This window comes from Alysiella sp. (assembly GCF_030525755.1).
Lineage (GTDB): Bacteria > Pseudomonadota > Gammaproteobacteria > Burkholderiales > Neisseriaceae > Simonsiella.
The window spans coordinates 1-24,481 of record NZ_JAUNEC010000025.1; the positions used below are offsets into that span (position 1 = coordinate 1).

Here is a 24,481-nt window from a genome sequence, read left to right on the forward strand (position 1 = left end):
CGTGTACCAAATGGCGGTCAATATAGAGCAAAACGGTGCCGTCTTCTTCTTCGCGAACAACGTGGCTGTTCCAGAGTTTATCGTAAAGGGTTTGTGCTTGTGCCATGATTTTTCTCATTAAATAAATAAATGAAATGTAAAAGTGGTAATTTTAGACTTTTTGGACAAAAATCGCAATATAAACCTTTTAGACCTGCTAAAAATTAGACAATTAGCCATAATTTTAGACATTTTGTCTAAAATTCTCTTTATTAAGACTGTTTCAGGCAGCCTGAAAAAGCGATGCTGCCTGAAATTTTGTCAGCAATTCATGCATGGCTTTAGCACGATGGCTAATGAGATTTTTGTGTTCGGGCAGTATTTGTGCGGCTGTTTGGGCATATTCAGACAAATAAAAATGTGGGTCATAACCAAACCCTCCTTCACCAGCAGCTTGATTAACCCATTCACCATGCCAAATCCCTTCTGCAATAATCGGCTGTGGATCGTCTGGGTGGCGCACAAACACCAAAACACAAACATAATAACAACTTTTATCCACTTGTTTCTGCAAAAGTTCTGTAATTTTAGCATTATTGGCAAAATCTGATTTGGGTTCACCAGCAAAACGAGCGGATAATACACCTGGTGCACCAGCCAATGCATTAACACAAATGCCACTGTCATCTGCCAAGGCAGGCAAGCCACTATAACGGCTGGCATGACGTGCTTTAGCGAGTGCATTTTCCACAAAAGTACAATGTGGTTCGGGACACTCTGGAACATTAAATTGAGACTGTGGCAAAATTATGATGTTGTGTGCCGCAAACAAAGCGGTAAATTCTTTGAGTTTACCTGTGTTATTGCTGGCGAGTACGATATTATCAGACATAAATTTTCAAATATTTAAAATAACGTGGCATTTTAACAGAATTTGCACTTGCGTTTAGAACTTGCTTTGCCTGTTTAATTTGTTTAAATTAAGCCATTTAAACCATTCATCTCCTAATAAATTGAGAAGCCCATGTTTCAGCCCACCGAACACCCCCATCGCCGATACAACCCATTGACTGAACAATGGATTTTAGTATCTCCCCACCGCGCCAAACGCCCATGGCAAGGGCAACAGGAAACCGCCGACACCGAACAAAAACCGTCTTACGACCCAAGTTGCTATTTGTGTCCACGCAACACGCGCATCAACGGCGAGAAAAATCCCGATTACAGCGGACCCTATGTTTTTACAAACGATTTTTCCGCGCTACTCCCCGATACGCCCGAATACAAAAATCACGATAACCCATTATTTCAATTAGAAAGTGTTCGTGGAGTGAGCCGCGTGATTTGTTTTTCTCCCGACCACGCCAAAACGCTGCCTGAATTGTTGCGTGAAGAAATTGCAGCAGTGATTGAATTATGGCAAAACGAATGCCGCGAATTAAGCAAAAAGTACCAGTGGATTCAGATATTTGAAAACAAAGGTACGGTAATGGGCTGTTCCAATCCCCACCCACACGGGCAAATTTGGGCGAGCGATTTTCTGCCAGATTTGCCACAAAAAGCCCACCACGCGCAGCAAAAATATTTCGCGCAACACAGTCGTGCCATGTTGCTGGATTACGCGCAAACCGAGTTACAACAGCGTGAACGCATTGTTTGCGAAACAGAATTTTTTGTTGTGGTCGTGCCATATTGGGCGGCTTGGCCTTTTGAAACTTTATTACTACCCAAAATTGCGGCGCAGCGCATGACCGATTTGTCGCCCGCACAAGTCCTTGATTTAGCAGGCTGCCTGAAAATATTGGCGACCAAATACGATAATTTGTTCCACACCAGTTTTCCATATTCTATGGGTTTTCACGGTGCGCCATTTGACGGCGAAAATCACCCTGAATGGCAGCTTCACGCACATTTTTATCCACCACTTTTGCGTTCAGCAACCGTGCGGAAATTCATGGTTGGCTACGAAATGTTGGCGGAAGCACAGCGTGATTTAACGCCCGAACAAGCTGCAGCTCGTTTAGCAGAATTATCGGAAATTCATTACAAATCAGTACAGTAATTTTCAGGCAGCCTTTTAAGTCTCTTTTCAAGTCTCTTTATTGACCAAATTAAAAAAATAAGGAAAACACCATGAATCTAAATGGAATTTTTGAAAAACATTTTTTCAGACAGCCTGAATTTACCGTTCGCGCACACGGTCGCGTGAATTTGATTGGCGAACACACCGACTACAATGACGGTTTTGTGTTGCCTTGCGCGATTGATTTTCACACCGATGTGGCTTTGCACAAAACAAACGATACACAAATATCTGTTTATGCTATGGATTATGATGAGCGCGATGAATTTGATTTGCGCGAACCCATTACCCAATCCAACAAACAATGGGCAAACTATGTGCGTGGTGTGGTTTGGGCTTTCCAAGAAAAAGGCTTTAATTTAAAACAGGGTTTTGAATTAGCCATACACGGTAATGTGCCACAAGGTGCAGGTTTGAGTTCATCTGCGGCATTGGAAGTGGCAATTGGTAAAGCGATTGCACAAGCCTTTGATTTACCAGTCAATCACGCCCAAATTGCGCAAATCGGGCAATTTGCCGAAAACGAATTTGTCGGCTGCAAATGCGGCATCATGGACCAATTGACCAGCGCGTGTGGCGAAACCGATTGTGCTGTGTTGATTGACTGTCGCAGCTTGCAAACCCAAGCGATTGAATTACCAAAAAATTTGAGCGTAATGATTGTGCATTCCCATGTAAAACGCGGCTTGGTGGGCAGCGAATACAACACACGTCGCCAACAATGTGAAACAGCCTCAAAATACTTTGGTGTCAAGGCATTACGCGATGTTTCATTGGCAGAATTTAACGCAGACAAAGCATGTTTAGACGACATCGTCGCCAAACGCGCCCGATACATCATTCAGGAAAATCAGCGCACTTTGGACGCAGCAAAAGCATTGCAAAACAATGACATTGCCACTTTGTCGCGCTTGATGGCAGAAAGTCATGTTGGAATGAAAAACGAGTTTGAAATCACACACCCAGCCGTAGATTTGCTGGTTGATTTGATTGGCGAAAAAATCGGCGAACGTGGCGGTGTCCGTATGACAGGTGGTGGTTTTGGCGGTTGCGTGGTGGCTTTATTACCACATGATTTGGTAGACGAAGTGAAAGCCCACCTTGCCGCCAACTACGAAAAACAAACAGGACTGAAAGAAGAAGTATTTGTTTGTACAGCACATTCTGGGGTTTCTGTGTTGTAAAAATGGACACAAGTTCGAGATAAAAATATTGAAAATACCATTAAAATAAAAAACTTGTTTAGGGTGGGTACTGACATCCACCCTACGAATCATCAATAAATCACTCAGTCAAAATATCAAATAAATCATCTATGCTGTTCTAAACCCATATATTATCGTATTACTCATGGTATTTTTGCATGTCATCTACACTTAATAACTCAGCAAACAATGCACAAAATGGCTGAATATTTGCGCCGCCAATGTGAAAAATGAGCAGCACATTCGTCTATACACCGAAAATAAATTTCCACATCATGATGCAGTTCCTGACCTTGTGTAAACAATTCAACCATGCGCGGCAAAAAATAGTTGATTTCATCAGGGCATTCCATTTCGCAAACAAAACCTATAAAGTATTAATAAAATAATAATTTTTCTGAATTCAAGCAAGGGGAACGTTCGCATTGCCCGTTCCAAATCAGGGTGCATGTAGCAAGGAAAATCACAAACATTTAAGTGCTGATTGGGTTTAGGATAGGCAAATACTTAATAAAATTCAGTAATTACTTGATGAAATGGATTGCTGTTTTGAATGGATATATTCATATTTAAAATAAAAATCGATGATTTTACTATTTTCAGACTGCCTGAAAACCTAATTTCGCATGCAAACGCAAACTTGCCGTATTGTGTGGTAACACTCGCCTATGCCAAAACCAAACGCCCCATGTATAAACTGTGTCCACATGGACAATCGGGAAAGAAAACGGGAACGGTATAAAAACCCGTTCCCATGTATTTTCAGAAGTCTTTTATGAGGTCTCAAAACCCATTTTCAGCTTCTCATACTGCTCTCAATCCCAACCTTGTTCAATGACTGCATAAGCAGAATGATTGTGAATTGATTCAAAGTTTTCGCTTTCCAAAATAAAACGTTCAATACGTTTATCGGCACGCAAAATGGCTGCAATATCCCGCACCATGTCTTCCACAAATTTGGGATTTTCGTAAGCATGTTCGGTAACAAATTTTTCATCAGGACGTTTGAGCAAACCGTAAAGTTGGCAAGAGGCTTGTTCTTCAACCCAATCTATCACTTCTTCAATGCCAATTTCGGCATTGCAATGCAAGGTAAGCGTAACGTGTGAACGTTGATTGTGTGCACCATATTCGGAAATTTCTTTGGAACATGGACACAAACTGGTTACAGGTACAAGCACACGCAAAATATATTGATAAATCCCATTTTTCAGGCTGCCTGAAAGGGTAACATCATAATCCAAAAGCGATTTAATGCCTGATATGGGTGCAGTTTTTTGACGGAAAAAGGGGAATGAAATACTGATTTCACCTGAATGAGAATCCAACAATTGCAACATTTTTTCGTTCAAAACGCGCAATTCATGGTGGTCAATCGGGCTTTGCTGTTCTTCCATTAAGGCGACAAAACGCGACATATGCGTGCCTTTTTGGTCGGCAGGTAAAAAAACCGTCATGGTTAAACGCGCAACAGTTTGTTGTATATTGTCTTTGCTTTTGATAAAAATAGGAAAGCGTAAGTCTTTGATGCCCACGCGGTTAATCGGAATATTGCGTAAATCTTTACTGCTTTGCACATCTGCGATGATGCTCATGCGGTTTTCCTTTGTGTGATGTATTGTATGTGTTTATAAAATGGTTTTCAGGCTGCCTGAAAAAGCAGGATACATATAAAGCGCAAAAGTATAGCATTCCAAGCCCATTTTGGCATACAATCAGGATAAATTCTCACTATGAAAACACGATAGGAAATACCATGAAATTCGCCAGCGAAGTCATTCATGCCGCTTACAATCCCGATGAACACAACCGTGCTTTAATGCCCCCTTTATACCAAAACAGTATGTTTGCCATGCACGGTATTAATGAAAATGTGCCATTTCGTTATTCACGCATTGGGAATCCCACACGCAAAATTTTGGAAGACACACTTGCCACTTTAGAAAATGGAACACATGGTTTTGCGTTTGCCAGCGGTGTGGCAGGCATAGATTGCATTTGGCGCACGTTTTTAAAACCGAATGACACAATTGTGGCGGTTGCAGATATTTATGGTGGCAGTTACGACCTTTTAACCGAAGTTTATGCCAAGTGGGGTGTAAACGTGATTTTTGCTGACTTAACGCAGCCTGAAAACTTGGACAAAATCTTTGCCGAATATCAAGTGAAAATGGTTTGGTTGGAAACGCCATCTAACCCACTTTTGCGTTTGGTAGACATCACACTATTGGCACAAAAAGCCAAAGCACACGGTGCATTGGTGGGCATAGACAACACTTTTGCCACACCATATTTGCAAAACCCTTTAGATATAGGCTGCGACATTGTGTTTCATTCAGCAACCAAATATTTGTGCGGACATTCCGATGTGTTAATGGGTGCAGCGGTGGTTAAAGACGACAATCTGGCAAAACAACTGCAAAACACACTGATTATTTGTGGCGCGGTTGCAGGTCCAATGGACTGCTGGCTGGTGTTGCGTGGCATCAAAACATTGAATGTACGCATGAAGCAACATCTTGAAAATGCCAATGAAATTGCACACCGTTTAAACCAACATCCTGCAGTAGAAAAAGTGTTTTATCCAGGTTTGCCAACACATGAGCATCATGAATTGGCAAAACAACAAATGCGCGGTTTCGGTGGTGTGGTGTCCATTTACTTAAAAAATGACAGCCAAGCTGCTGCCAATAGTGTGATTCAAAACCTGAAATTGCTGCAAATGGCACCCAGTTTGGGCGGTGTAGAGAGTTTGGTTAATCACAGCTATTCACAATCACACGGTGGTGTGCCACACAAACTTAAAATCCAAAGTGGCATTCGCGAAGGTCTGCTGCGTTTTTCCATTGGCATTGAAGATGTGGACGACATTTATGCCGACATCAATCAGGCACTCAATACCACTTTATAAATAACCATTGCTTTTAGGCTGCCTGAAAGCAATGACATTGCCAAAACGCATAAATCGGGCTATATTGCTGCCATTTATTGAATTTTAGTGTAACAACTTAAAAATTCTGCCCCATTCAGGCAGCATACTTGTGAGGAAAAAACATGAGCTGGTTAGACAAAATCCTGCCACCCAAAATCAAAAAATCCGAAAGCAAATCGGGCATACCCGAAGGATTATGGCGCAAATGTGGCAGCTGTGGTGTAACCCAATACGCAACAGATATTGAACAAAATCATCAAGTCTGTCCCAAATGCAACCACCACGAAGCTTTAACCGCGCGTGAACGCCTGAATTTATTATTGGACACCAATGGTCGTGAAGAAATCGGGGCAAACATCAAGCCTACCGACATTCTCAAATTCAAAGACAGTAAAAAATACCCCGACCGTTTAAGTGCCGCACGTAAAAGCACAGGTGAAGATGATGCAATTGTGGTCATGAAAGGCACATTAAACGGTTTAGCTGTTGTAGTTGCTGCCTTTGAATTTCGTTTTATTGGTGGTTCAATGGGTTCTGTGGTGGGCGAACGTTTTGTACAAGGTGTACGCCGTGCTGCGTCTGATAACTGTGCTTTCATCTGTGTTGCCGCATCGGGTGGTGCGCGTATGCAAGAAGGCTTAAGTTCTTTGATGCAAATGACCAAAACCAGCGCGTCTTTACATTTATTAAGTGAAAAAGGCTTACCCTTTATCTCGGTTTTAACCGACCCAACTATGGGTGGTGTATCCGCCAGTTTCGCTTTTTTAGGTGATGTGGTTTTGGCCGAACCGAATGCCTTAATCGGTTTTGCAGGCCCCCGTGTAATTGAACAAACCGTACGCGAAACGCTGCCAGAAGGCTTTCAACGTGCTGAATTTTTACTTCAAAAAGGCGCAATTGACCAAATTGTAGACAGACGCGAAATGAAACAACGCATCGCTGAATTGATTGCCTTATTACGCCGTCAGCCTTTAACACAAATGGTTTAACCATACATTCAGGCTGCCTGAAAAACTTTCAGGCAGCCTTTATCAATTATCAAAATAATAACTATTCCCTAATTTTCAGGCAGCTTGATTATGAATATTTTGATTTCCAACGATGACGGTTATTTATCACAAGGCATTGCCACATTAGCACGCGTTGCTGGCGAAATGGCCAATGTACGTGTGGTTGCACCCGAACGCGACCGAAGTGGTGTGAGCAATTCACTCACATTAGACCGTCCTTTACGCATTCGTTGCTCTGAAAATGGGTTTTACTGTGTGAGTGGCACACCTACCGACTGCATTCATTTGGGCTTGCACACCCTGCCCGATTTCAAACCCGATTTGGTCATTTCAGGTATCAATCACGGTGCCAATATGGGCGATGATACCCTCTATTCTGGGACAGTCGCCGCTGCCACCGAAGCCTTTTTAATGGGCATACCCGCCATCGCTTTTTCATTGTGCGAACACCGTTTTGCCCAATATGCCGATACTGCTGAACAAGTCGCGTGGTCGGTGTTATCACACATTCTTGCCAAACCACCTGTGATACCGATTTTGTGGAATGTGAACATTCCAGCTGTTTCGCTTAGCAATTTGCGTGGACACAAAATTACGCGACTGGGTCGCCGCCACCACACCCAAAGCATTATTCCTTCACATAATCCACGCGGCGAAGCGATTTATTGGATAGGTCCAGCAGGTGAGGTTGCCGATAATGATGATGGCACCGATTTTGCTGCCGTAGAATCAGGTTTTGTAAGTATCACGCCCTTGCAAGTGGACTTAACCGCCCATTCTCAAATAGATGCTGTACGAACCTTTTGGCAAAATGCACAAATCAACACCTAAATCACTTTCAGGCAGCCCATTTGCTGGTTCAGCAGGCTGCCTGAAACCTTGTCTAAACCTTTTGGAAACGGTATCATTTTGCCGTTTCTCTTCCAACCTACATTGACGCAAAGGTTTGTACCATGAATAAAAAATTGTTTACTCGCTTGGCTGTACCTGCTACTGCACTATTGGTTTCAGCCTGTGCCACCCAAACACCTGCACCTGTGGTTAATGGCACAAACTTGGTCGGTGGCAATGTGGGATACAATGCCCCCAGCTACATACCCGAAAATCCCTTTAACAACACGAGCGTAAACAACACAACCATAACCAATACTGGCTTCACACCCACCAATACATCTGACTCCAATGTACCTTTTACACCCGTCAGTACCGCTCCCACAACACCTGTAACCGTACCTGCAACCGACACCACTCCCCCTCCGTCCAGCCACACTCATACTCCCTACCCTGTTTACACCGAAAACAGCATTGCCCTACCCAGTAACAACACATCAGCAACCCATACCGCATCACCAGCAGTCAACAGCAATATTGGCTACGTGTCACAAAACCAAGCCACATCTTCTGTATCATCAACGGGTATTCATCGTGTAGAAAAAGGTGATACTGTATTCAATATTGCCAAACGCTACGGCATCACAACGAATGCACTTGTCGCACAAAATGGTATTCAAAACAATCACATTATCATTGGACAAACTTTACGCATCAACGGCAGCCAGCCCATCTCAAAACCGATTGTTGCGCCCAAACCCGTTGTTGCCAGCCCAAGCAGCAACACAACAAACCATGCCACAACGCATCGTGTAGAAAAAGGCGATACTGTGTTCAATATTGCCAAACGCTACGGCATCACAACGAATGTACTTGTCGCACAAAATGGTATTCAAAACAATCACATTATTGTTGGACAAGTTTTGCAAATTCACAATGGCAATCACGTTTCCACACCTGCCGCCCCCGTGCAAACCAACAGACCTACACCCAAGAAACCCGATTCATCATCAGCACCAAGTTCATGGTCTTCCCCTTTACAGGGCAGCCAAATCAGCCAAGATTTTTCGGTAAACAAAAACAATATTGTGCTAAAAGGTAGTCCCAATCAAAACATTCAGGCTGCTGCGGACGGTATCATTCTTTTTTCAGGCACACCTGAACAAAAATTACAACGACAATATGGCGAAAAAATGATTATTGTGCGACACGACAACATCATCAGCGTGTACGGCAATGTACATCACATTGCCGTAAAGGAATCTCAAGCCGTTAAACGCGGTCAAACATTGGCTCAAACAGGTCAAAATGGGCTCTTGTCCTTTACCATTCGCCAAGATGGAAAATCACTCAACCCTAGCCAATTTGTCAATCTGAATTAAAAGCTTATGTCTGTATTATCCACACACATTAGGCTGCCTAAAACCCTTTTTCAGGCAGCCTAAATGAGCCATTCAAATCGCGTTAATCATCAAGCCATTTTTGTGCTCTCCAGCAGCGCGTGGCGTGAAAACAGTTTGCGTTTAGAAGCATTCAGTCACCAATATGGACGCATTGCCCTACTCGCTCGCAGCGCACGCACACGTGGTTCAGAATTGCGTGGCATACTTGTGCCATTCGTACCCATCAGTGCATCATGGTATGGCAAAGAAGAATTGAAAACCTTACACCGTGCTGAATGGATAGGCGGTTGGGCACAACCCAAAAACCGTACCTTATTCAGCGCATTGTATCTCAATGAATTATTGCTGAAATCAACCGCGCGTGAAGACCCCAACCCTGAATTATACGACTATTTTTACCAAACCCAACGTGCCCTTGCCTTATCTGAACAACCCATTATGGCATTACGCCTATTTGAATGGAAACTGTTGCACTTATTGGGTCATGCCCCCGATTTAGAATGGGACGAACACGGTCAAGCTGTTTGCGCTGAACAACATTATCTGGTTCGTCCTGAGTACGCACTGTTACCTTTCTCTGAAACACAATCTCCCCCCTCCAATGGCATTGTGGTTTCAGGCAGCCTGTTACAAGAATTGCATTCAGGCTGCCTGAAACCACACAATTTAACTGCCATTTTATCACTCACACGCCTGTTAATTGACCACCACATTCCTGAAGGCATCAAAAGTCGCCAAATTTTGCAGCAACTCAATCAATTTAAAGCGCGTTAAATCACACCTTACACCACCACATGTCCCACACGACACGCCACCAAATAATTGACCGACACATCATCATGCAACACATATTGTTGTGTTAAAAGACGGTAAGTCATGCCTGTGGTATGTACCACTTCCAAACCTGCCAAACGTGCCATGCGTGCCAATTCAGCAGGCGTAATGAATTTTTGCCAATCATGCGTGCCTTTGGGAACAAGGTTTAACACATATTCTGCCCCCAAAATAGCATGAGCATAAGATTTGGGATTGCGATTAATGGTGGAAAAAAACACCCAACCATCAGGTTTAACCAATTTGGCACACGCACGAATAATGGAAGCAGGGTCAGGAACGTGTTCCAACATTTCCATGCACGTTACCACATCATAAATATGCGGTGTTTCCGCCGCCAAATCTTCCACACTCACACAACGGTAAGCCACATTTGCCACTTGATTTTGTTCTGCATGCAAATGGGCAACCGCCAAAGATTTCTCCGCCATATCTACACCCAAAACCGAAGTTGCACCACGCAAAGCCATGCTTTCTGACAAAATGCCACCACCACAACCCACGTCCAAAACCGTCTTCCCCATCAAAGCAGCATAACGGTCAATATAATCCAAACGCAAAGGATTGATGTCATGTAAAGGCTTAAATTCGCCACCTTTATCCCACCATTTATCCGCCAGTTGACTGAATTTCTCAATTTCCGCTGTATCCACATTAATATGTTGTGATTGTGTCATGATTTATCCTTTTTTGATTGTCCTAAATGGTTTTCAGGCAGCCTGAATGTCCACGCCCATGCGCCCCACAAAATCAGTAATACCAAAATAAAAAAAACCGCACTCCATACAGGCAAAGCAATACCAAACACCAAATGTACTTCACCACATGCCCCCGAACCACGAATAATCGGCTCATACCATTCAAACAAAGGCATATGGCGCAAGCGAAATGTCCAAGGTGCACCACAAGAAGGCTGTTCCATCAAAGGCAATGATTGAATATAAATCTGCTTTAATGCAATGTACAAACCCCAAACCGCAGGCACAGACACCGCCACACTAGCCAGCAAACGCTTCCCCTTATTACCCGTCAGCAACAACCCCAATAAAGCTGTTGGCACAAGCAACATCAGTGCCACACGCTGCTGAATGCACATCACACACGGATTCATGCCGCCCCAATACTGAGCCACCAAAGATGCCACAGAACCTGCTGACGAAATCAGTAAAATCAACAACAATGCCAAGCGAAAACGTGGCATCACCATAATTTTTCGTTTTAAATTCATGTTTCTTTACTCAAAAATACAGCAAACACCATTATACGCCGCTTTATCAAATCGGGCATACTGGCGACAATCGCAGTCGCAGAAATAAAAAAGCAATACAAGGCAACAACGAGAACCATGTACACCCAACGATATACTGGTTTAAATTGAATTTACCATAAAATACGCTGCCTAAAATCCCATTGATTTATTCATGATTCTTACACCAGCTGATGTGCTGCAACAAACACGCACGCACATCATCGATAAAACCAGCCAAATCATCATCGCCAATCAAACCATAATTGTACAAACGCATGATTTTCCAATCCATTCTGGAAAAAGAATAGGTATACCAATCGTCAATCAAACGACAAAATTCACACATTTCTTCTACCCAATTCCAAATTGCACCCACATCATTCATCGCAACGGCTTGTTAAATAAGCCCCATTTTTTCAATTAAATTCAATGGGTAATGCCTTTTCCAATAATTGATGTGCATAGGCACGGTCTTTTTTGTTTTTCCATGATTCGCTCATTTTGTGTTTCTTTTAATTTTTCAACAAATTCAACAAATCTTCTTCCGACAAAATCGCCACGCCCAAGCTCTGTGCTTTTTCCAATTTGCTGCCTGCTTCTGCACCTGCCACGACAAAATCGGTTTTCTTGGACACGCTGCCTGACACTTTGCCGCCAGCCGCTTCAATCATTGCGGCGGCTGCATCGCGTTTCAGCGTGGGCAAAGTGCCTGTCAAAACAAAGGTTTTGCCTGAAATTTGCGTGTTCAGGCTGCCTGAAACCGCATTTTCAGTATGTGGCGAATGCCATTCGGGTAAATTCGCCAAAAAGTCGGCAACTTCGCGCAATAGTGCATGATTTTTCGGGATTTGTCGCCAAGTTTGCCATTCGGCTGGCAACACTTTGTCGTTGAGCAAACCGTCCACCGTGCCGCCTGCCAAATCCCACAATTCTTGGGCGCGTTTTTCGCTGATTTTGATTTCAGGCAGCCGCGCAATCCACCGCGCTGGGCTTGCCAATTCGCGCACGTTCACGCTGATGTTTTGCGATTGGGGTTCAACAAATTGCAATAATGCGTGCAGGTTTTTCATGTTTTCAGGCTGCCTGAAATAGGCGGCAATGGACTGCGCCACCACGCCCCCAATATCGGGCAAACACGCCAACACGGGCTGGGGCGCACGGCAAACGGTCGCCACATCACCAAAGGCGGCGGCAAGCTGTTTGGCGGTGCTTTCGCCAACGTGCCGTATCCCCAAAGCGAATAAAAATCGGGATAACAAGGGTTTACGGCTGTTTTCCACGCCTTGCAAAATGTTTTCTGCCCATTTGCTTGCGCTGGATTTGGGGTCTTTGATTTTTTGCAATTTGGGGATATCCAGTTGATAAATATCGGCAAATGTTTGCAAAATATTTTGTTCCACCAAAGCCTCAATTTGCTTGTCGCCCAAGCCAACGATGTCCATCGCTTTGCGGCTGGCGAAGTGAATCAGCCCTTGACTGCGCTGTGCTTGGCAGACCATGCCGCCTGTGCAACGCGCCACCGCTTCGTTTTCTTCGCGCACAATGGGGCTGGCGCAAACGGGGCAGTTTTCAGGCAGCCTGAATGCGGGAAATTGTGGCTCGGTGCGCGTTTCAGGCTGGCTGAACAAATCGCCTTGTCCTGAAATTTCAATGGTTTGCATGGGGCGATGTTCCAGCACAACGCGCAAAACTTCGGGAATCACGTCCCCAGCACGGCGCACCACCACCGTGTCGCCCACGCGCACGTCTTTACGCGCCACTTCGTCCTGATTGTGCAAAGTGGCGTTGGTTACGACCACACCGCCCACCGACACGGGTTTGAGCCGCGCCACAGGCGTGATTGCGCCCGTGCGCCCCACTTGCACGTCTATGTCCTCCACCACCGTAAGTGCTTCTTCTGCTGGGAATTTGTGCGCGATTGCCCAGCGTGGAGCGCGTGAAACAAAGCCCAGCTTTTCTTGTTGCGCCAAATCATTCACTTTGATGACCATGCCATCAATTTCGTAGGGCAAATGGGGGCGTTTGGTGGACATTTGCTCGTAAAATTGCAAAACTTCGGCGATATTGGCACAGACTTTCCAGTCGTAACTTTCAGGCTGCCTGCAATCTGCTCCCTCTCCTTTTGGGAGAGGGTTGGGGAGAGGGATTTCGCCGTTTTGCCCTCTCCCTAACCCTCTCCCAGAGGGAGAGGGGACAAGTTCGTGGCACGATTGAGATTGCGGCAAGCTGAAACCCAATTCCGCCAACCACAACAATTCTTCCGCATGGGTTTTGGGGCGATTTTCTGCCACAATACCGTCAAATCGCGCAATACCGTAGCCGAAAAAATGCAATTTTCGTTCTGCCGCAATTTTGGAATTGAGCTGGCGCAGGCTGCCTGCTGCCGCATTGCGCGGATTGGCGAAAGGCTTTTGCTGTTGCGCGATTTGGCGTTCGTTTAGGGCGATGAAATCGGCTTTCAACATCAACACTTCGCCACGCACTTCAATCATGGTTGGAATGCGATTACCGTGTAATTTCAATGGGATATTGCGTATGGTTTTCACATTTTCGGTAACGTCTTCGCCCACCGCACCGTCTCCGCGCGTGGCTGCCTGAACCAACACGCCATTTTGGTAAAGTAAGCTAATCGCCAAACCGTCAAATTTTGGCTCAATGGTGTAAACCGTTGATGATACGCCCAAATCTTTGCAAACACGCTCGTTGAACGCCAAAGTTTCCGCATGGTCAAACACGCCATTTGCATTTTGCGGCGAAAAAGCATTGTTCAGCGACAACATCGGCACGGCATGGGCTACGCTGGCAAATTCGCTCAAAATCGCGCCGCCCACGCGCTGGGTGGGGCTTTCAGGCAGCCTGAATTGCGGAAACTCGGCTTCTAGGCGTTCCAATTCACGGTAAAGTTGGTCGTATTCGCTGTCGGGGACGGTGGGCGCGTCCAAAGTGTAATATTCGTGGGCGTAGCGGTTAAGTTGCTCGGTTAATTGCTTGATTTTGTTTTGCATGATGATTGATATTGGGCTATTTGAAATGGGTTGGAAAACGCATTATCCCATGAAAGCCGCATTTTCAGGCAGCTTTATGTCACACAATAAAAATCTTTAAGCGACCTGCCATTTATCCACTCTCCCGCTGGCGCAGACCTGCTAAATTCTGTAACTGAAATAGGGGAAAATCGGTAAGAACCAACACCGATTTGTATTACGTTCAATGCCCCACCAAACCTCAAACCCACCAAGTCCTCCGTAGCAACTGTATTTTTAACCCCAGCAGGTAAAAATACAGTTGCTACACGGTATCCAAATTTGAAAACTTGGTAACTCTTCATCTAACCCTGCTTACAGAGAAAAAACCAACACCCTACCCTCTCCCTTCATTATCTTCCGTTAAACAGAAGAAGGAATATGGTCGTAGAGCTGCAAATGGCAACATCAAAAAATGTTCAATGATGTATGAAAACCACAGTTTAGTCGGGTAATTTGGCATTTATTTAAATAAATAAAAGTTATTATCTTTTAATAAAAATTAATTTGAGTTAGAATTAAAAATTCTAATTGACAACATCTTGAAAGTATGTGCATACCAGCATCATTATTGCTTCATTAGCAATCCCATGTTTTCATTGAAACTTTGGCTTTCTAACTGTCAATTAGCATGATAAACCACGCTTTCAGGCAGCCACATAGATGTTCGGCTGGGCTTAATCAACTGTGTGCTGTTCAAAATGCTGCTTTACCATTTCATGATTTCTTAAAAAACCATTAAGGATAGTTTCTATGAAAAATCGCCCTCCTTTCACACGTCATGCTTTATTTATTATATTGTCTGTTGCCTTGTCTGCCTGCGGTGGAGGAGGTGGTGGCTTGGATTTGCCGTCTGTGATTACGGTTGGTAATACGCCCAGTTCGCCCAAACCACCCGTACCACCTGCTACACCGCCTGTACCGCCTAAAACTTCGGGCGAAAAGTTTATGCAACCTGCTTTGGGTTATGCTTTGGCAATTCCTGTGCGCGATATTTATGATGGTAAACAAGACCATGTGCCTTTGAATGTGGACAATATTGAGGAATTGCAAGCCGATGGCAAATCCGTTTTAACCAAACGTGTTCAGGCTTATCATCGTAATAAGAAATTGGATGTACGCATACCGCCACAAATTAAAGACCAATCTGCTTATCAATATGTTCAGGCAGGTTGGATTTTTGCGGGTTTCAGTCCTTATGAGCGAGAAGAAGTGAAAGATAAAGGCGTTGTGGTAAGCAGTACCGCCAAAGGTTTGGGCTATTTGTATTATTTGGGCAGCACACCAGCCACTTCGTTGCCTACGGCAAAATTGACTTATCAAGGACATTGGGACTTTGTTACCGATGTGCAAAAAGTACGTGACACAGGCAAAGTAGGTGGCGGAGGCAGTATCAAAGTAGGTGGAGGCAGCAGTTTTAGTATGGATACAGGGTTTGGCAATGATATTGCTGCTACATCTTTTGCTGAAACCACTTGGGGACAAGCCAGACCGAGAAAAGACCATCATACGGCTGAATTTGAAGCCGATTTTGCCAATAAAACTTTGACAGGAAAATTAAATTACCACAAACAAATAGGTCGTTTTACGCCACCTGAAACCATTCCGCGCTATACGGTTGATGCACGCATCAATGGTAATCGCTTTCACGGTTCCGCGATTGCGGTTAATACCAAAGCAGGCAATGGCGATTTCAATTTGTTTTCCAAACACGCCAGCAACCGTTTAGAAGGTGGTTTTTTTGGCACGAATGCAGAAGAGTTGGTAGGCAAATTCATCAGCGATGACAATTCACTGTTTGGTGTGTTTGCAGGCAAGCAAACGGCTGTACCTGCATCTGTGGAACACAAATTTGATGCGCGTTACATAGACTTGTCTTTGCACGATGGCATCAATCCGCAATCACAAGCGCGTGAATTGACTTTACCTTATCACGGCAATTTAAACACCATATTGTTAAACGGTAAACGTTTTGAATTGGCAGATGCCAGCAGTTCTTTTACATTAGAAAACAATCAACGTTTGGATAATGGACAATCTGTGCGCGTTACTTCATGTTGCAGCGAGCGTAATCATGTAAAAATCGGTTTGATACAAAAAACCACACCACCTGCTTTAGTGGCGACCAATGAGCAAAAAGAAGAAGCACGCGAAAAATTGAAAGCCGAAATCGCGGTTAAACGCCAAGAATTGGAAACTTTGTTGGATAAAGTGATTGTCGCCAATAAAGCCACCGATGAACAACGCAAAAAAATCATGGAATTGGTGTTTTCGGGTTTTGATAAAGCAGGCAGACAGTATGCCCAGTTGAGTGAAAACAAGGCTTTCAATCGCCGTTTACGCAGAATGATTAATGATGAAGACAGCGATGTATTTTTGGCAGAAGTATTTGACAAAGGCGAAAAATACGATTTACGCAATGAAGCCAATTTGGATTTGGCTCAATATACCCAATATCCTGCAAACATTACCCCAGACCATTCCATTTTGGGCGTGTTCCTATTGGGCGAGCGCACCGCGATTAGCGATTTACCCTCTGGTGTGGTCAAATACCGTGGCACATGGCAGGGTAGAATCAATGGTGCAGCACAATGGTCCAGCAATGCAGGCAATAACCCATACAGTAGCAAATCGGAATTTACTGCGGACTTTGCCAATAAAACCCTTTCAGGCAGCCTAACCGAAGAAAAAGGCATGGCACCTTTGTTTACCATCAATGCCAAAATCAATGGCAATGGCTTTGAAGGTACAGCGACCAGTCGTGAAATTGACCTTGACCCTGCCAAACAGCAAAACAAAAACATTTTGCCAGCCATGACGGTTGATAATGTAAAAGGTGCATTTTATGGACCCAAAGCGCAAGAATTGGGTGGTGGTTTCTCATTTAATGCCAATTTACGAGACAATCGCGGCAAAGTGATGGGCGGCGTAGTGTTTGATGGTGTGAAGGAGTGAAGATGAAATCAGGTTTTAAACATCATATGCTTTATGCTTCTTTGTTGTTGGCGATGCCGCATTTTGCCATAGCAAATGATACCAATGTGGTTTCAGGCAGCCTGAAAGAACAGGAAAACGAAGCGGCAACTACTTTACAAACCATTAATGTGAAAGCACGCGGTATCACACGCAAAACGGAAGAAACCACAGGTCTGGGTAAAAGCGTAAAAAACAGCGATGATTTGAACAAAGCCCAAATTTTGTCGATTCGAGATTTGGTGCGCGATACTCCTGGTATTGGTGTGGTGGAGCAAGGGCGTGGTGCCAGTTCGGGTTATGCCATGCGTGGCGTGGACAAAAACCGCGTTGCGGTTATGGTAGATGGCATACCGCAACTGCAATCCTATGTGGCACAAAAGCGTGAAGGTAAAGAAGAAGGCAGCGGTGCCATTAATGAAATGGAATTGGAAAACGTCAGCAGCGTACAATTCAGTCAAGGTGCCTCATCATCTGAATCAGGCAGCGGCTCACTTGGTGGTGCAGTTAGCTTTCGCACCAAAACTGTTGATGACTACATTCAGGCAGGCAAAAACACGGGGATCAGCTACAAAACGTCATACAGCAGCAAAGACGGACAACGCTTGCATTCTCTGGGTGGAGCATTCCGTTTGGGCGGTTTTGAAGGTTTGGTGCAATACACCCACCGCACCAAACACGAAACCGAAGCGCATGATGATGTAAATAAGGTGCGTTATGAAGTGGAACGCTATGCAGGCTATCCAGAGGATTTTGCCGATGGCAGTGCCAAGTTAAGCCAAATTTCGGGGGCCAACTTCATGATAGGCAGCGAATGCCCCACTTTCAATTCGGCTTCATATGAAACAGGATTGAGTAGCTGCAAACCCAGCCTCAAACAAAAAGCAGCAGCCCTAGATGCACCACAACGCAAAGTAGAATACATGGACGCGAAAAGTTACACAGGCAACAAACGCGTGATGTCCGACCCAATGGATTACCGTTCCGAATCATGGCTGGCGCGTTTGGGATACCGTTTTTCGCCCGAACACAGCATAGACACCATATTGGAGCGCACAACACAAAAATACGATACCCGTGATATGACCCTAACCGCTTACCATTTGGCAGACTTGACTAACCCAACCAGCAAAGGCGCATTGGCAGGTTCAAGGGGATTTTATCGTGGCAATGCATACAGCGAAGGCTTAAACAATATGTTTGACGACAATACACCCGTCAATATCCGTTGGACACAAGCCCGCTATTTTGATGAACACCACGACAAAAAACGTTATGGCATCAGTTACCGTTATCAAAGTCGTGATAATCCGATATTGGACAGCGCAACTTTATCTTTTGACAGCCAAAACATCAGCATAGACCATCGTGAAATCAATAAATGGTGTTCCCCTTATCCTTATGCAGACCGAAATTGCCAAGTGGGTTTAAATAAACCAGGGTCAGCGGAACAATCACATCGCAAAATTTATGATGAAAAACACCGTATTTTGCGTGCCGATTTCAATAAAACCTTTGAAACCCAAAACGGTATTCGCAATCGCGTGAATTTGGGTGCGGGTTTGGATAAATTTTCATCTAATTTATGGATAGGCGATTTGCATGATGCTTATGCTAAATTGAATTTTAAGTATATTGGCGAGTTTATTCATCCCGATGACATCGGTAAACCTTCAGGCAGCCGAAAACGGGTTGATGTGTATGAGCCCACATTGGAGATGGAACACATTCGCAATAACTGCGAGGGGCGTACTTTGGTTCAAGCCTGTGGCAACAGATTGATTAAAGGAAATAACCTTTATTTTTCAGGCAGGAATACCTTATCCATTAAAAACATCTTGGACATCAGCACAGGCTTGCGTTTTGACCGCCATGTCTTCCGCACCGATGACACATGGACGGGCAGCGGACGCTATCAAAATTGGTCGTGGAATTTGGGCTTTGAATTAAAACCCATTGATGATGTGTCTATTTTGTATCGCGTTTCATCAGGTTACCGTGTACCCAGTTTTAAAGAGCTGTTTGGCTACCGTGTTGCAGGTTACATAAAAGGCACACATGACCGATTTCATTATGTTACCGATGTTCAATCCGAACGTGCACTCAATCGCGAATGGGGCTTGGTATTCAAACCCACTTGGGGACGTTTAGAAGCCAGCTATTTTGACAACCAATACCGTGATTTAATTGATGAGACCCTAAAAGACGGCAAATTGGGCTATCGCAATTTCCAAGATGCACGCGTTGCAGGCATCACTTTGCGCGGCAATTTGGATTTACATGCTCTATGGCAGAAATTGCCAGATGGTTTGAATTTGACTTTCAATTATGGACACAGCAAAGTCAAAGCCAACAACATCAAACCAGGTTTTGAATGGGGTCGTGGCTACTTTATGGACAGCATCTCACCCGCACGCTACGTCATAAGCTTGGACTACACACACCCAAGTGATAAATGGGGCGTAGGTATGGTGTGGACAGCTTCTAAAGCCAAAAAAGCCAGCGAATTATCAGCGGTGGTACAATCTCCTAGTGGTGGATACGTCAAAGAAGCCACCGATGCCCTGCCAGCCAAAGCATGGCGAACCTTGGATATTTCTGCGTTCTACCGTCCATTTAAATACTTAACCGTGCGTGGTGCGGTTTACAATGTGGCTAACAGGGGCTATATCCAATGGGAAGCCCTCCGCCAAACTTCCATTACTTCTGGCAACCAGCACACACAAGGATTACCTGCACAATATGCCGCACCTGGACGCAATTTTGTGTTGAGTTTGGAAGCACGGTTTTGATGATGCCAGAACGTTTTCAGGCAACCTGAAACCTTGGCAAAAACCCATTTCAATATTTCAAAATGGGCATAGAGGGCGGATTTCATGTCCGTCCTCTTTTCAATTTATTGATAAAGTCATTTCAAATTAGGAGCTATTGCCAATACCCTTATTTACATTTCATATCGCGTAGCAACTGTATTTTTAACCCCATCGGGAAAAATACCAAAAACGTTAAGCCCAAACCATATTATCTACATCATCACGTTCAAAATTGTCAGCAGTTTGTGCATACACGCATTGATTGCCACTTTGTAATGCTTTACCCTTACCCAATAAATATTGATAAAACACCTTAATGCGTGGCTCAAACGCACTGCCACCACATCAGCCATATACAGCGTTTTGCGAACCACCGCTCATCGGATACTTGCATCCAACCCATGAAAAACACTTGGCAGCTCTGGGGGCGTACTGCTCTCGTTGTCGCCTTGTATTGCATTTTCACTTCCACGACTATATTTTAAGCGACCATAACAACCGCATTGGGTGTTTACGCTATAATTTTGTCCTCTTTTCTTTTTCAGGCAGCCTGAATTATGTTTGCCAAATTAAATGCCGCGCTAGACCGATTTTGGCGCATACCTCTTGTTTATTTTGCCATTTTGACCATATTGGCACTCGCCACGCCGCTGACTTTTGCACCTCATTACCATTTTTGGCTGATGCCCTTGTTGTTTGGTGGTTTCATTCGTTTGACGGAGCTGAAACCGCAACGCAAAATTTTGTCAGCATATTGGTTTGGTTTGGTTGGCTATACAGCACAATTTTGGTGGATACACACCGCCTTGCATGATGTGTCAGGTCTACCCAATCTGTATGCCGTACCATTGACTTTTTTGTTGCCTGCGTTTTTGGCACTTTTCCCTGCAACGGTATTTTGGGCTTATGAAAAATACCGTTTGCCACGTTTAATTGCACTGGGTGTGGTCTTGCCTGTATTGTGGACTTTGGCAGAGTTTGCGCGTGAACGGGTTTTTACTGGCTTTGGCTGGGGGGCGTTGGGTTATTCACAAATCGCTGATAACAGTTTTTTAGCGGGTCTTGCGCCTGTGGGAGGCATTCATTTGCTGACACTCGCAACGGCCTTGTCAGCAGCTTGGCTGGTGCTGTTGGTCAATAACACACAATGGCGTGAACGCTTAGTGGCTGCGATTTTGTTGGTAGCTTTATGGACAACAAGTGCACATTTGCGCGGCATGGTGTTCACAGAAAAAACGGGCAAACCTGTAAGCGTGGCTTTGGTACAGGGTAACATCGCGCAATCGCTGAAATTTAATGAGGCTCATTTGATTGAAACCTATCAGCGTTATTATGAATTGGTGTCGCACAGTAAGGCGCAGATTGTGATACTGCCTGAAACCGCGTTTCCACAATTTTGGCAGGATATTGAATTGGGTTTAGTGGCGCAATTTGCCGATGTGGCAAAACGCAATGGCAGCGCGTTAGCGATAGGCGTACCAACCTATACCGCCGATGGTGCAGCTTATTTGAATGCCATGGTCAATTTGGCGGATTTTGACCCTGAAAAACCTGAAAAAGTGCAAATTTACAGCAAAAACCACCTTGTGCCATTTGGTGAATACAAACCGCTGCCTGAAATCACAGAACCACTTTATCGTATGATGAATATGCCATTGGCAGACTTTAAACGCGGTGGTTTAGGACAACAACCCTTTGATATGTCAAAACAAAAAGTGGCATTCAATATTTGTTATGAAGACGGTTTTGGCGATGAATTAATCCCATCTGCCAAACAAGCAACTTTATTGGCAAACAGCAGCAATATGGCTTGGTATGGCGATTCCAACGCGATGTGGCAACAGTTACAGCAATCGCAAGCACGCGCTTTGGAATTGGGACGTTATATGGTGCGTGCAACCAACACGGGGGTAACTGCCGTAGTATCACCACAAGGTCATATCGTGGCACAGCTCCCCCCAAATCAAATGGGGGTATTGGAAACACAGGTACAGGGCATGACGGGGAACACACCATACATGCAAATGGGTGGCTCAATGTATTTAATGTGTGTGTTATCGACAATCGCACTGATGTTGTTAATGTATCGCCGTAAGGCTGCCTGAAAGAAGCATGATGTTTTCACGATTGGATAATTGGCTTTGCAAGCACCCATATCGCCATGATTTGCGTGGTTTACGCCGCTTCTTTACGGAGTTTTGGTTTTTCGGTTTAAAAGAAGCACGCGCCTGCTTGTTTGCGGGCATGATTTTTGGTGCAATGTTTCTTGTACCGAAAAGTGGCGTATTGGGTTTGCCCCGTTACGATGTTCTGTTGTTACTGGCTGTGTTGTTTCAGGCAGCCATGTTGTATGGCAGACTGGAAACGTGGGACGAAGTGAAATCCATTACGGTATTCCACATCATCGGTTTCATCTTGGAATGGTTTAAAACCTCGCCCGAAGTTCAGGCAGCCCTACTACCCGAAGGCGCACGCATTCGCGCATCTTGGGCGTATCCTGATTTTGCATACAGCAAAATTGGAGGCGTACCTTTGTTCACAGGTTTCATGTATGCCGCCGTTGCCAGCTACATCATTCAAGCGTGGCGATTATTTGATTTGCGTGTTCATAAAATGCCACCATATTGGCTGACCACATTGGCAGCTTGTGCCATATATGTGAATTTTTTTACCCATCATGCGTTTGCCGATATGCGTTGGTATCTTGCGGCTTTTGTTTTGGGCTTGTATGCACAAAGTTTCGTTGCATTTACCCCTTATGACACCATACGCCGTATGCCTTTATTGCTTGCTTTCGTGTTAATTGGTTTTTTCATTTGGTTGGCAGAAAACATCGCCACATTTATCGGTATTTGGCAATATCCCAATCAAATTGGCGCATGGTCGGTGGTCCATTTAAGTAAATTCAGTTCATGGTCTTTATTGGTCATCATGACATTTACCCTGATTACCCATTTGAAACACATTAAATCATCGGTACACACCGTAAAGGATTAAGAACCTGTATCCATCTGTCAATCTGATGAATACAGGTTCTAAACAGGCAGCCTGAAAAGGCATACAAAAATCTGTTTATCCTGCTTGTTCTGCTGTTATAATGTGCGCTCATCTTTAAATTACATACCACTACATTTCAGGAGTTATCATGGCACTCGTATCCATGCGCCAACTGTTAGACCACGCAGCCGAACACAGCTACGGCTTACCCGCCTTTAACGTCAATAACTTGGAACAAATGCGCGCCATCATGGAAGCGGCAAATCAAGTGAATGCCCCCGTGATTGTGCAAGCCAGCGCAGGCGCACGCAAATATGCAGGTGCGCCCTTTTTGCGCCATTTGATTTTGGCGGCGGTGGAAGAGTTCCCCCACATTCCTGTTGTCATGCACCAAGACCATGGCGCATCGCCCGATGTGTGCCAACGCGCCATTCAGCTCGGTTTCAGCTCTGTGATGATGGACGGCTCTTTGTTGGAAGATGGCAAAACGCCTTCTACTTATGAATACAATGTGGACGTTACACGCAAAACGGTGGCATTTGCCCATGCTTGTGGCGTGTCGGTGGAGGGCGAAATTGGCGTTTTGGGCAATTTGGAAACGGGCGAGGCTGGCGAAGAAGATGGCGTGGGCGCGGTTGGCAAATTGTCGCACGACCAAATGCTGACCAGCGTGGAAGACGCAAGACGTTTTGTGCAAGACACAGGCGTGGACGCTTTGGCGATTGCGATTGGCACCAGTCATGGCGCGTACAAATTCACACGTCCGCCCACAGGCGAAGTGTTGCGCATTGACCGCATTAAGGAAATTCACGCTGCTTTGCCCAACACGCACATTGTGATGCACGGTTCCAGCTCTGTGCCGCAAGAATGGTTGAAAATCATCAACGAATTTGGCGGCAACATTGGCGAAACCTATGGCGTGCCAGTAGAAGAAATCGTGGAAGGCATCAAGCATGGCGTGCGTAAAGTGAACATTGACACAGACTTACGCCTTGCCAGCACAGGCGCAATCCGCAAATTCATGGCGGAAAACCCTGCCGAATTTGACCCACGCAAATATTTGGGCAAAACGGTGGAGGCGATGAAACAGATTTGCATTGACCGTTATTTGGCGTTTGGTTGCGAGGGCATGGCGGACAAAATCAAGCC

General features: G+C 44.8%; 18 protein-coding genes. 12 read left to right on the forward strand and 6 right to left on the reverse strand.

Annotated features, from left to right (window positions below):
- Positions 1–262: 262 nt before the first annotated feature.
- On the reverse strand, positions 263–871 hold the full coding sequence (rdgB, locus tag Q4B82_RS05845) for an RdgB/HAM1 family non-canonical purine NTP pyrophosphatase (RefSeq protein WP_303065493.1): 609 nt from the start codon (positions 869–871) through the stop codon (positions 263–265).
- 132 nt (positions 872–1,003) lie between these two features.
- Between rdgB and Q4B82_RS05850 the strand changes: the two genes are divergently transcribed.
- A complete protein-coding gene (locus Q4B82_RS05850; protein WP_303065494.1) occupies positions 1,004–2,041 on the forward strand; it encodes a UDP-glucose--hexose-1-phosphate uridylyltransferase in 1,038 nt (345 codons plus the stop codon).
- 71 nt (positions 2,042–2,112) lie between these two features.
- Entirely contained in the window at positions 2,113–3,246 is a 1,134-nt protein-coding gene (galK, locus tag Q4B82_RS05855) for a galactokinase (RefSeq protein WP_303065495.1), read from the forward strand.
- Positions 3,247–4,082: 836 nt separating this feature from the next.
- Here galK and folE2 read toward each other — a convergent pair.
- Positions 4,083–4,862, reverse strand: a complete 780-nt coding sequence (folE2, locus tag Q4B82_RS05860) for a GTP cyclohydrolase FolE2 (RefSeq protein WP_303065496.1) — start codon at positions 4,860–4,862, stop codon at positions 4,083–4,085.
- A 161-nt stretch (positions 4,863–5,023) separates the two neighbouring features.
- On the opposite strand from folE2, the gene Q4B82_RS05865 reads away from it, so the two are divergent.
- The 5 genes from Q4B82_RS05865 to recO all read left to right on the forward strand — a co-directional run bounded on the left by Q4B82_RS05865 (position 5,024) and on the right by recO (position 10,217).
- Entirely contained in the window at positions 5,024–6,178 is a 1,155-nt protein-coding gene (locus Q4B82_RS05865) for a PLP-dependent aspartate aminotransferase family protein (protein WP_303065497.1), read from the forward strand.
- A 143-nt stretch (positions 6,179–6,321) separates the two neighbouring features.
- Complete coding sequence (gene accD / locus Q4B82_RS05870; RefSeq protein ID WP_303065498.1) at positions 6,322–7,188, forward strand: acetyl-CoA carboxylase, carboxyltransferase subunit beta; 867 nt, start codon at positions 6,322–6,324, stop codon at positions 7,186–7,188.
- A gap of 90 nt (positions 7,189–7,278) precedes the next feature.
- Positions 7,279–8,040, forward strand: a complete 762-nt coding sequence (gene surE / locus Q4B82_RS05875) for a 5'/3'-nucleotidase SurE (protein ID WP_303065499.1) — start codon at positions 7,279–7,281, stop codon at positions 8,038–8,040.
- A gap of 122 nt (positions 8,041–8,162) precedes the next feature.
- The gene (locus Q4B82_RS05880) at positions 8,163–9,422 is read left to right on the forward strand and encodes a LysM peptidoglycan-binding domain-containing protein (RefSeq protein WP_303065500.1); all 1,260 of its coding nucleotides are present in this window, start codon (positions 8,163–8,165) and stop codon (positions 9,420–9,422) included.
- A 63-nt stretch (positions 9,423–9,485) separates the two neighbouring features.
- Positions 9,486–10,217, forward strand: a complete 732-nt coding sequence (recO, locus tag Q4B82_RS05885) for a DNA repair protein RecO (RefSeq protein ID WP_303065501.1) — start codon at positions 9,486–9,488, stop codon at positions 10,215–10,217.
- An 8-nt stretch (positions 10,218–10,225) separates the two neighbouring features.
- Here recO and ubiG read toward each other — a convergent pair whose 3' ends face one another.
- The 4 genes from ubiG to Q4B82_RS05905 all read right to left on the reverse strand — a co-directional run bounded on the left by ubiG (position 10,226) and on the right by Q4B82_RS05905 (position 14,531).
- Positions 10,226–10,954 carry a bifunctional 2-polyprenyl-6-hydroxyphenol methylase/3-demethylubiquinol 3-O-methyltransferase UbiG gene (ubiG, locus tag Q4B82_RS05890; protein ID WP_303065502.1) on the reverse strand — a complete coding sequence of 243 codons (729 nt, stop codon included), beginning with the start codon at positions 10,952–10,954 and terminating at the stop codon, positions 10,226–10,228.
- Entirely contained in the window at positions 10,951–11,505 is a 555-nt protein-coding gene (locus tag Q4B82_RS05895) for a disulfide bond formation protein B (RefSeq protein WP_303065503.1), read from the reverse strand. Before Q4B82_RS05895 ends, ubiG begins: the two co-directional genes overlap by 4 nt.
- 187 nt (positions 11,506–11,692) lie before the next feature.
- Positions 11,693–11,911, reverse strand: a complete 219-nt coding sequence (locus Q4B82_RS05900; protein ID WP_303065504.1) for a hypothetical protein — start codon at positions 11,909–11,911, stop codon at positions 11,693–11,695.
- 127 nt (positions 11,912–12,038) lie between these two features.
- Positions 12,039–14,531, reverse strand: a complete 2,493-nt coding sequence (locus Q4B82_RS05905; protein WP_303065505.1) for an NAD-dependent DNA ligase LigA — start codon at positions 14,529–14,531, stop codon at positions 12,039–12,041.
- Positions 14,532–15,302: 771 nt separating this feature from the next.
- Here Q4B82_RS05905 and Q4B82_RS05910 point away from each other — a divergent pair.
- The 5 genes from Q4B82_RS05910 to fba form a co-directional block, all read left to right on the forward strand.
- Positions 15,303–17,504, forward strand: coding sequence for a transferrin-binding protein-like solute binding protein (locus Q4B82_RS05910; RefSeq protein ID WP_303065506.1), 2,202 nt, complete (start codon positions 15,303–15,305; stop codon positions 17,502–17,504).
- 2 nt (positions 17,505–17,506) lie between these two features.
- On the forward strand, positions 17,507–20,314 hold the full coding sequence (locus tag Q4B82_RS05915) for a lactoferrin/transferrin family TonB-dependent receptor (protein WP_303065507.1): 2,808 nt from the start codon (positions 17,507–17,509) through the stop codon (positions 20,312–20,314).
- Between the two features lie 578 nt (positions 20,315–20,892).
- Positions 20,893–22,440, forward strand: a complete 1,548-nt coding sequence (gene lnt / locus Q4B82_RS05920; protein WP_303065508.1) for an apolipoprotein N-acyltransferase — start codon at positions 20,893–20,895, stop codon at positions 22,438–22,440.
- A gap of 10 nt (positions 22,441–22,450) precedes the next feature.
- Complete coding sequence (locus Q4B82_RS05925; protein WP_303065509.1) at positions 22,451–23,332, forward strand: DUF817 domain-containing protein; 882 nt, start codon at positions 22,451–22,453, stop codon at positions 23,330–23,332.
- Between the two features lie 148 nt (positions 23,333–23,480).
- Positions 23,481–24,481, forward strand: a 1,001-nt coding sequence (fba, locus tag Q4B82_RS05930; RefSeq protein WP_303065510.1) for a class II fructose-bisphosphate aldolase, incomplete at its 3' end; no start/stop codon positions are given.

What these genes read in the sequence shown, in the direction of transcription:
- rdgB (WP_303065493.1), bottom strand. Translation starts at nt 871, where the DNA reads ATGTCTGATAATATCGTACTCGCCAGCAATAACACAGGTAAACTCAAA.
- Q4B82_RS05850 (WP_303065494.1), top strand. Translation starts at nt 1,004, where the DNA reads ATGTTTCAGCCCACCGAACACCCCCATCGCCGATACAACCCATTGACT.
- galK (WP_303065495.1), top strand. Translation starts at nt 2,113, where the DNA reads ATGAATCTAAATGGAATTTTTGAAAAACATTTTTTCAGACAGCCTGAA.
- folE2 (WP_303065496.1), bottom strand. Translation starts at nt 4,862, where the DNA reads ATGAGCATCATCGCAGATGTGCAAAGCAGTAAAGATTTACGCAATATT.
- Q4B82_RS05865 (WP_303065497.1), top strand. Translation starts at nt 5,024, where the DNA reads ATGAAATTCGCCAGCGAAGTCATTCATGCCGCTTACAATCCCGATGAA.
- accD (WP_303065498.1), top strand. Translation starts at nt 6,322, where the DNA reads ATGAGCTGGTTAGACAAAATCCTGCCACCCAAAATCAAAAAATCCGAA.
- surE (WP_303065499.1), top strand. Translation starts at nt 7,279, where the DNA reads ATGAATATTTTGATTTCCAACGATGACGGTTATTTATCACAAGGCATT.
- Q4B82_RS05880 (WP_303065500.1), top strand. Translation starts at nt 8,163, where the DNA reads ATGAATAAAAAATTGTTTACTCGCTTGGCTGTACCTGCTACTGCACTA.
- recO (WP_303065501.1), top strand. Translation starts at nt 9,486, where the DNA reads ATGAGCCATTCAAATCGCGTTAATCATCAAGCCATTTTTGTGCTCTCC.
- ubiG (WP_303065502.1), bottom strand. Translation starts at nt 10,954, where the DNA reads ATGACACAATCACAACATATTAATGTGGATACAGCGGAAATTGAGAAA.
- Q4B82_RS05895 (WP_303065503.1), bottom strand. Translation starts at nt 11,505, where the DNA reads ATGAATTTAAAACGAAAAATTATGGTGATGCCACGTTTTCGCTTGGCA.
- Q4B82_RS05900 (WP_303065504.1), bottom strand. Translation starts at nt 11,911, where the DNA reads ATGAATGATGTGGGTGCAATTTGGAATTGGGTAGAAGAAATGTGTGAA.
- Q4B82_RS05905 (WP_303065505.1), bottom strand. Translation starts at nt 14,531, where the DNA reads ATGCAAAACAAAATCAAGCAATTAACCGAGCAACTTAACCGCTACGCC.
- Q4B82_RS05910 (WP_303065506.1), top strand. Translation starts at nt 15,303, where the DNA reads ATGAAAAATCGCCCTCCTTTCACACGTCATGCTTTATTTATTATATTG.
- Q4B82_RS05915 (WP_303065507.1), top strand. Translation starts at nt 17,507, where the DNA reads ATGAAATCAGGTTTTAAACATCATATGCTTTATGCTTCTTTGTTGTTG.
- lnt (WP_303065508.1), top strand. Translation starts at nt 20,893, where the DNA reads ATGTTTGCCAAATTAAATGCCGCGCTAGACCGATTTTGGCGCATACCT.
- Q4B82_RS05925 (WP_303065509.1), top strand. Translation starts at nt 22,451, where the DNA reads ATGTTTTCACGATTGGATAATTGGCTTTGCAAGCACCCATATCGCCAT.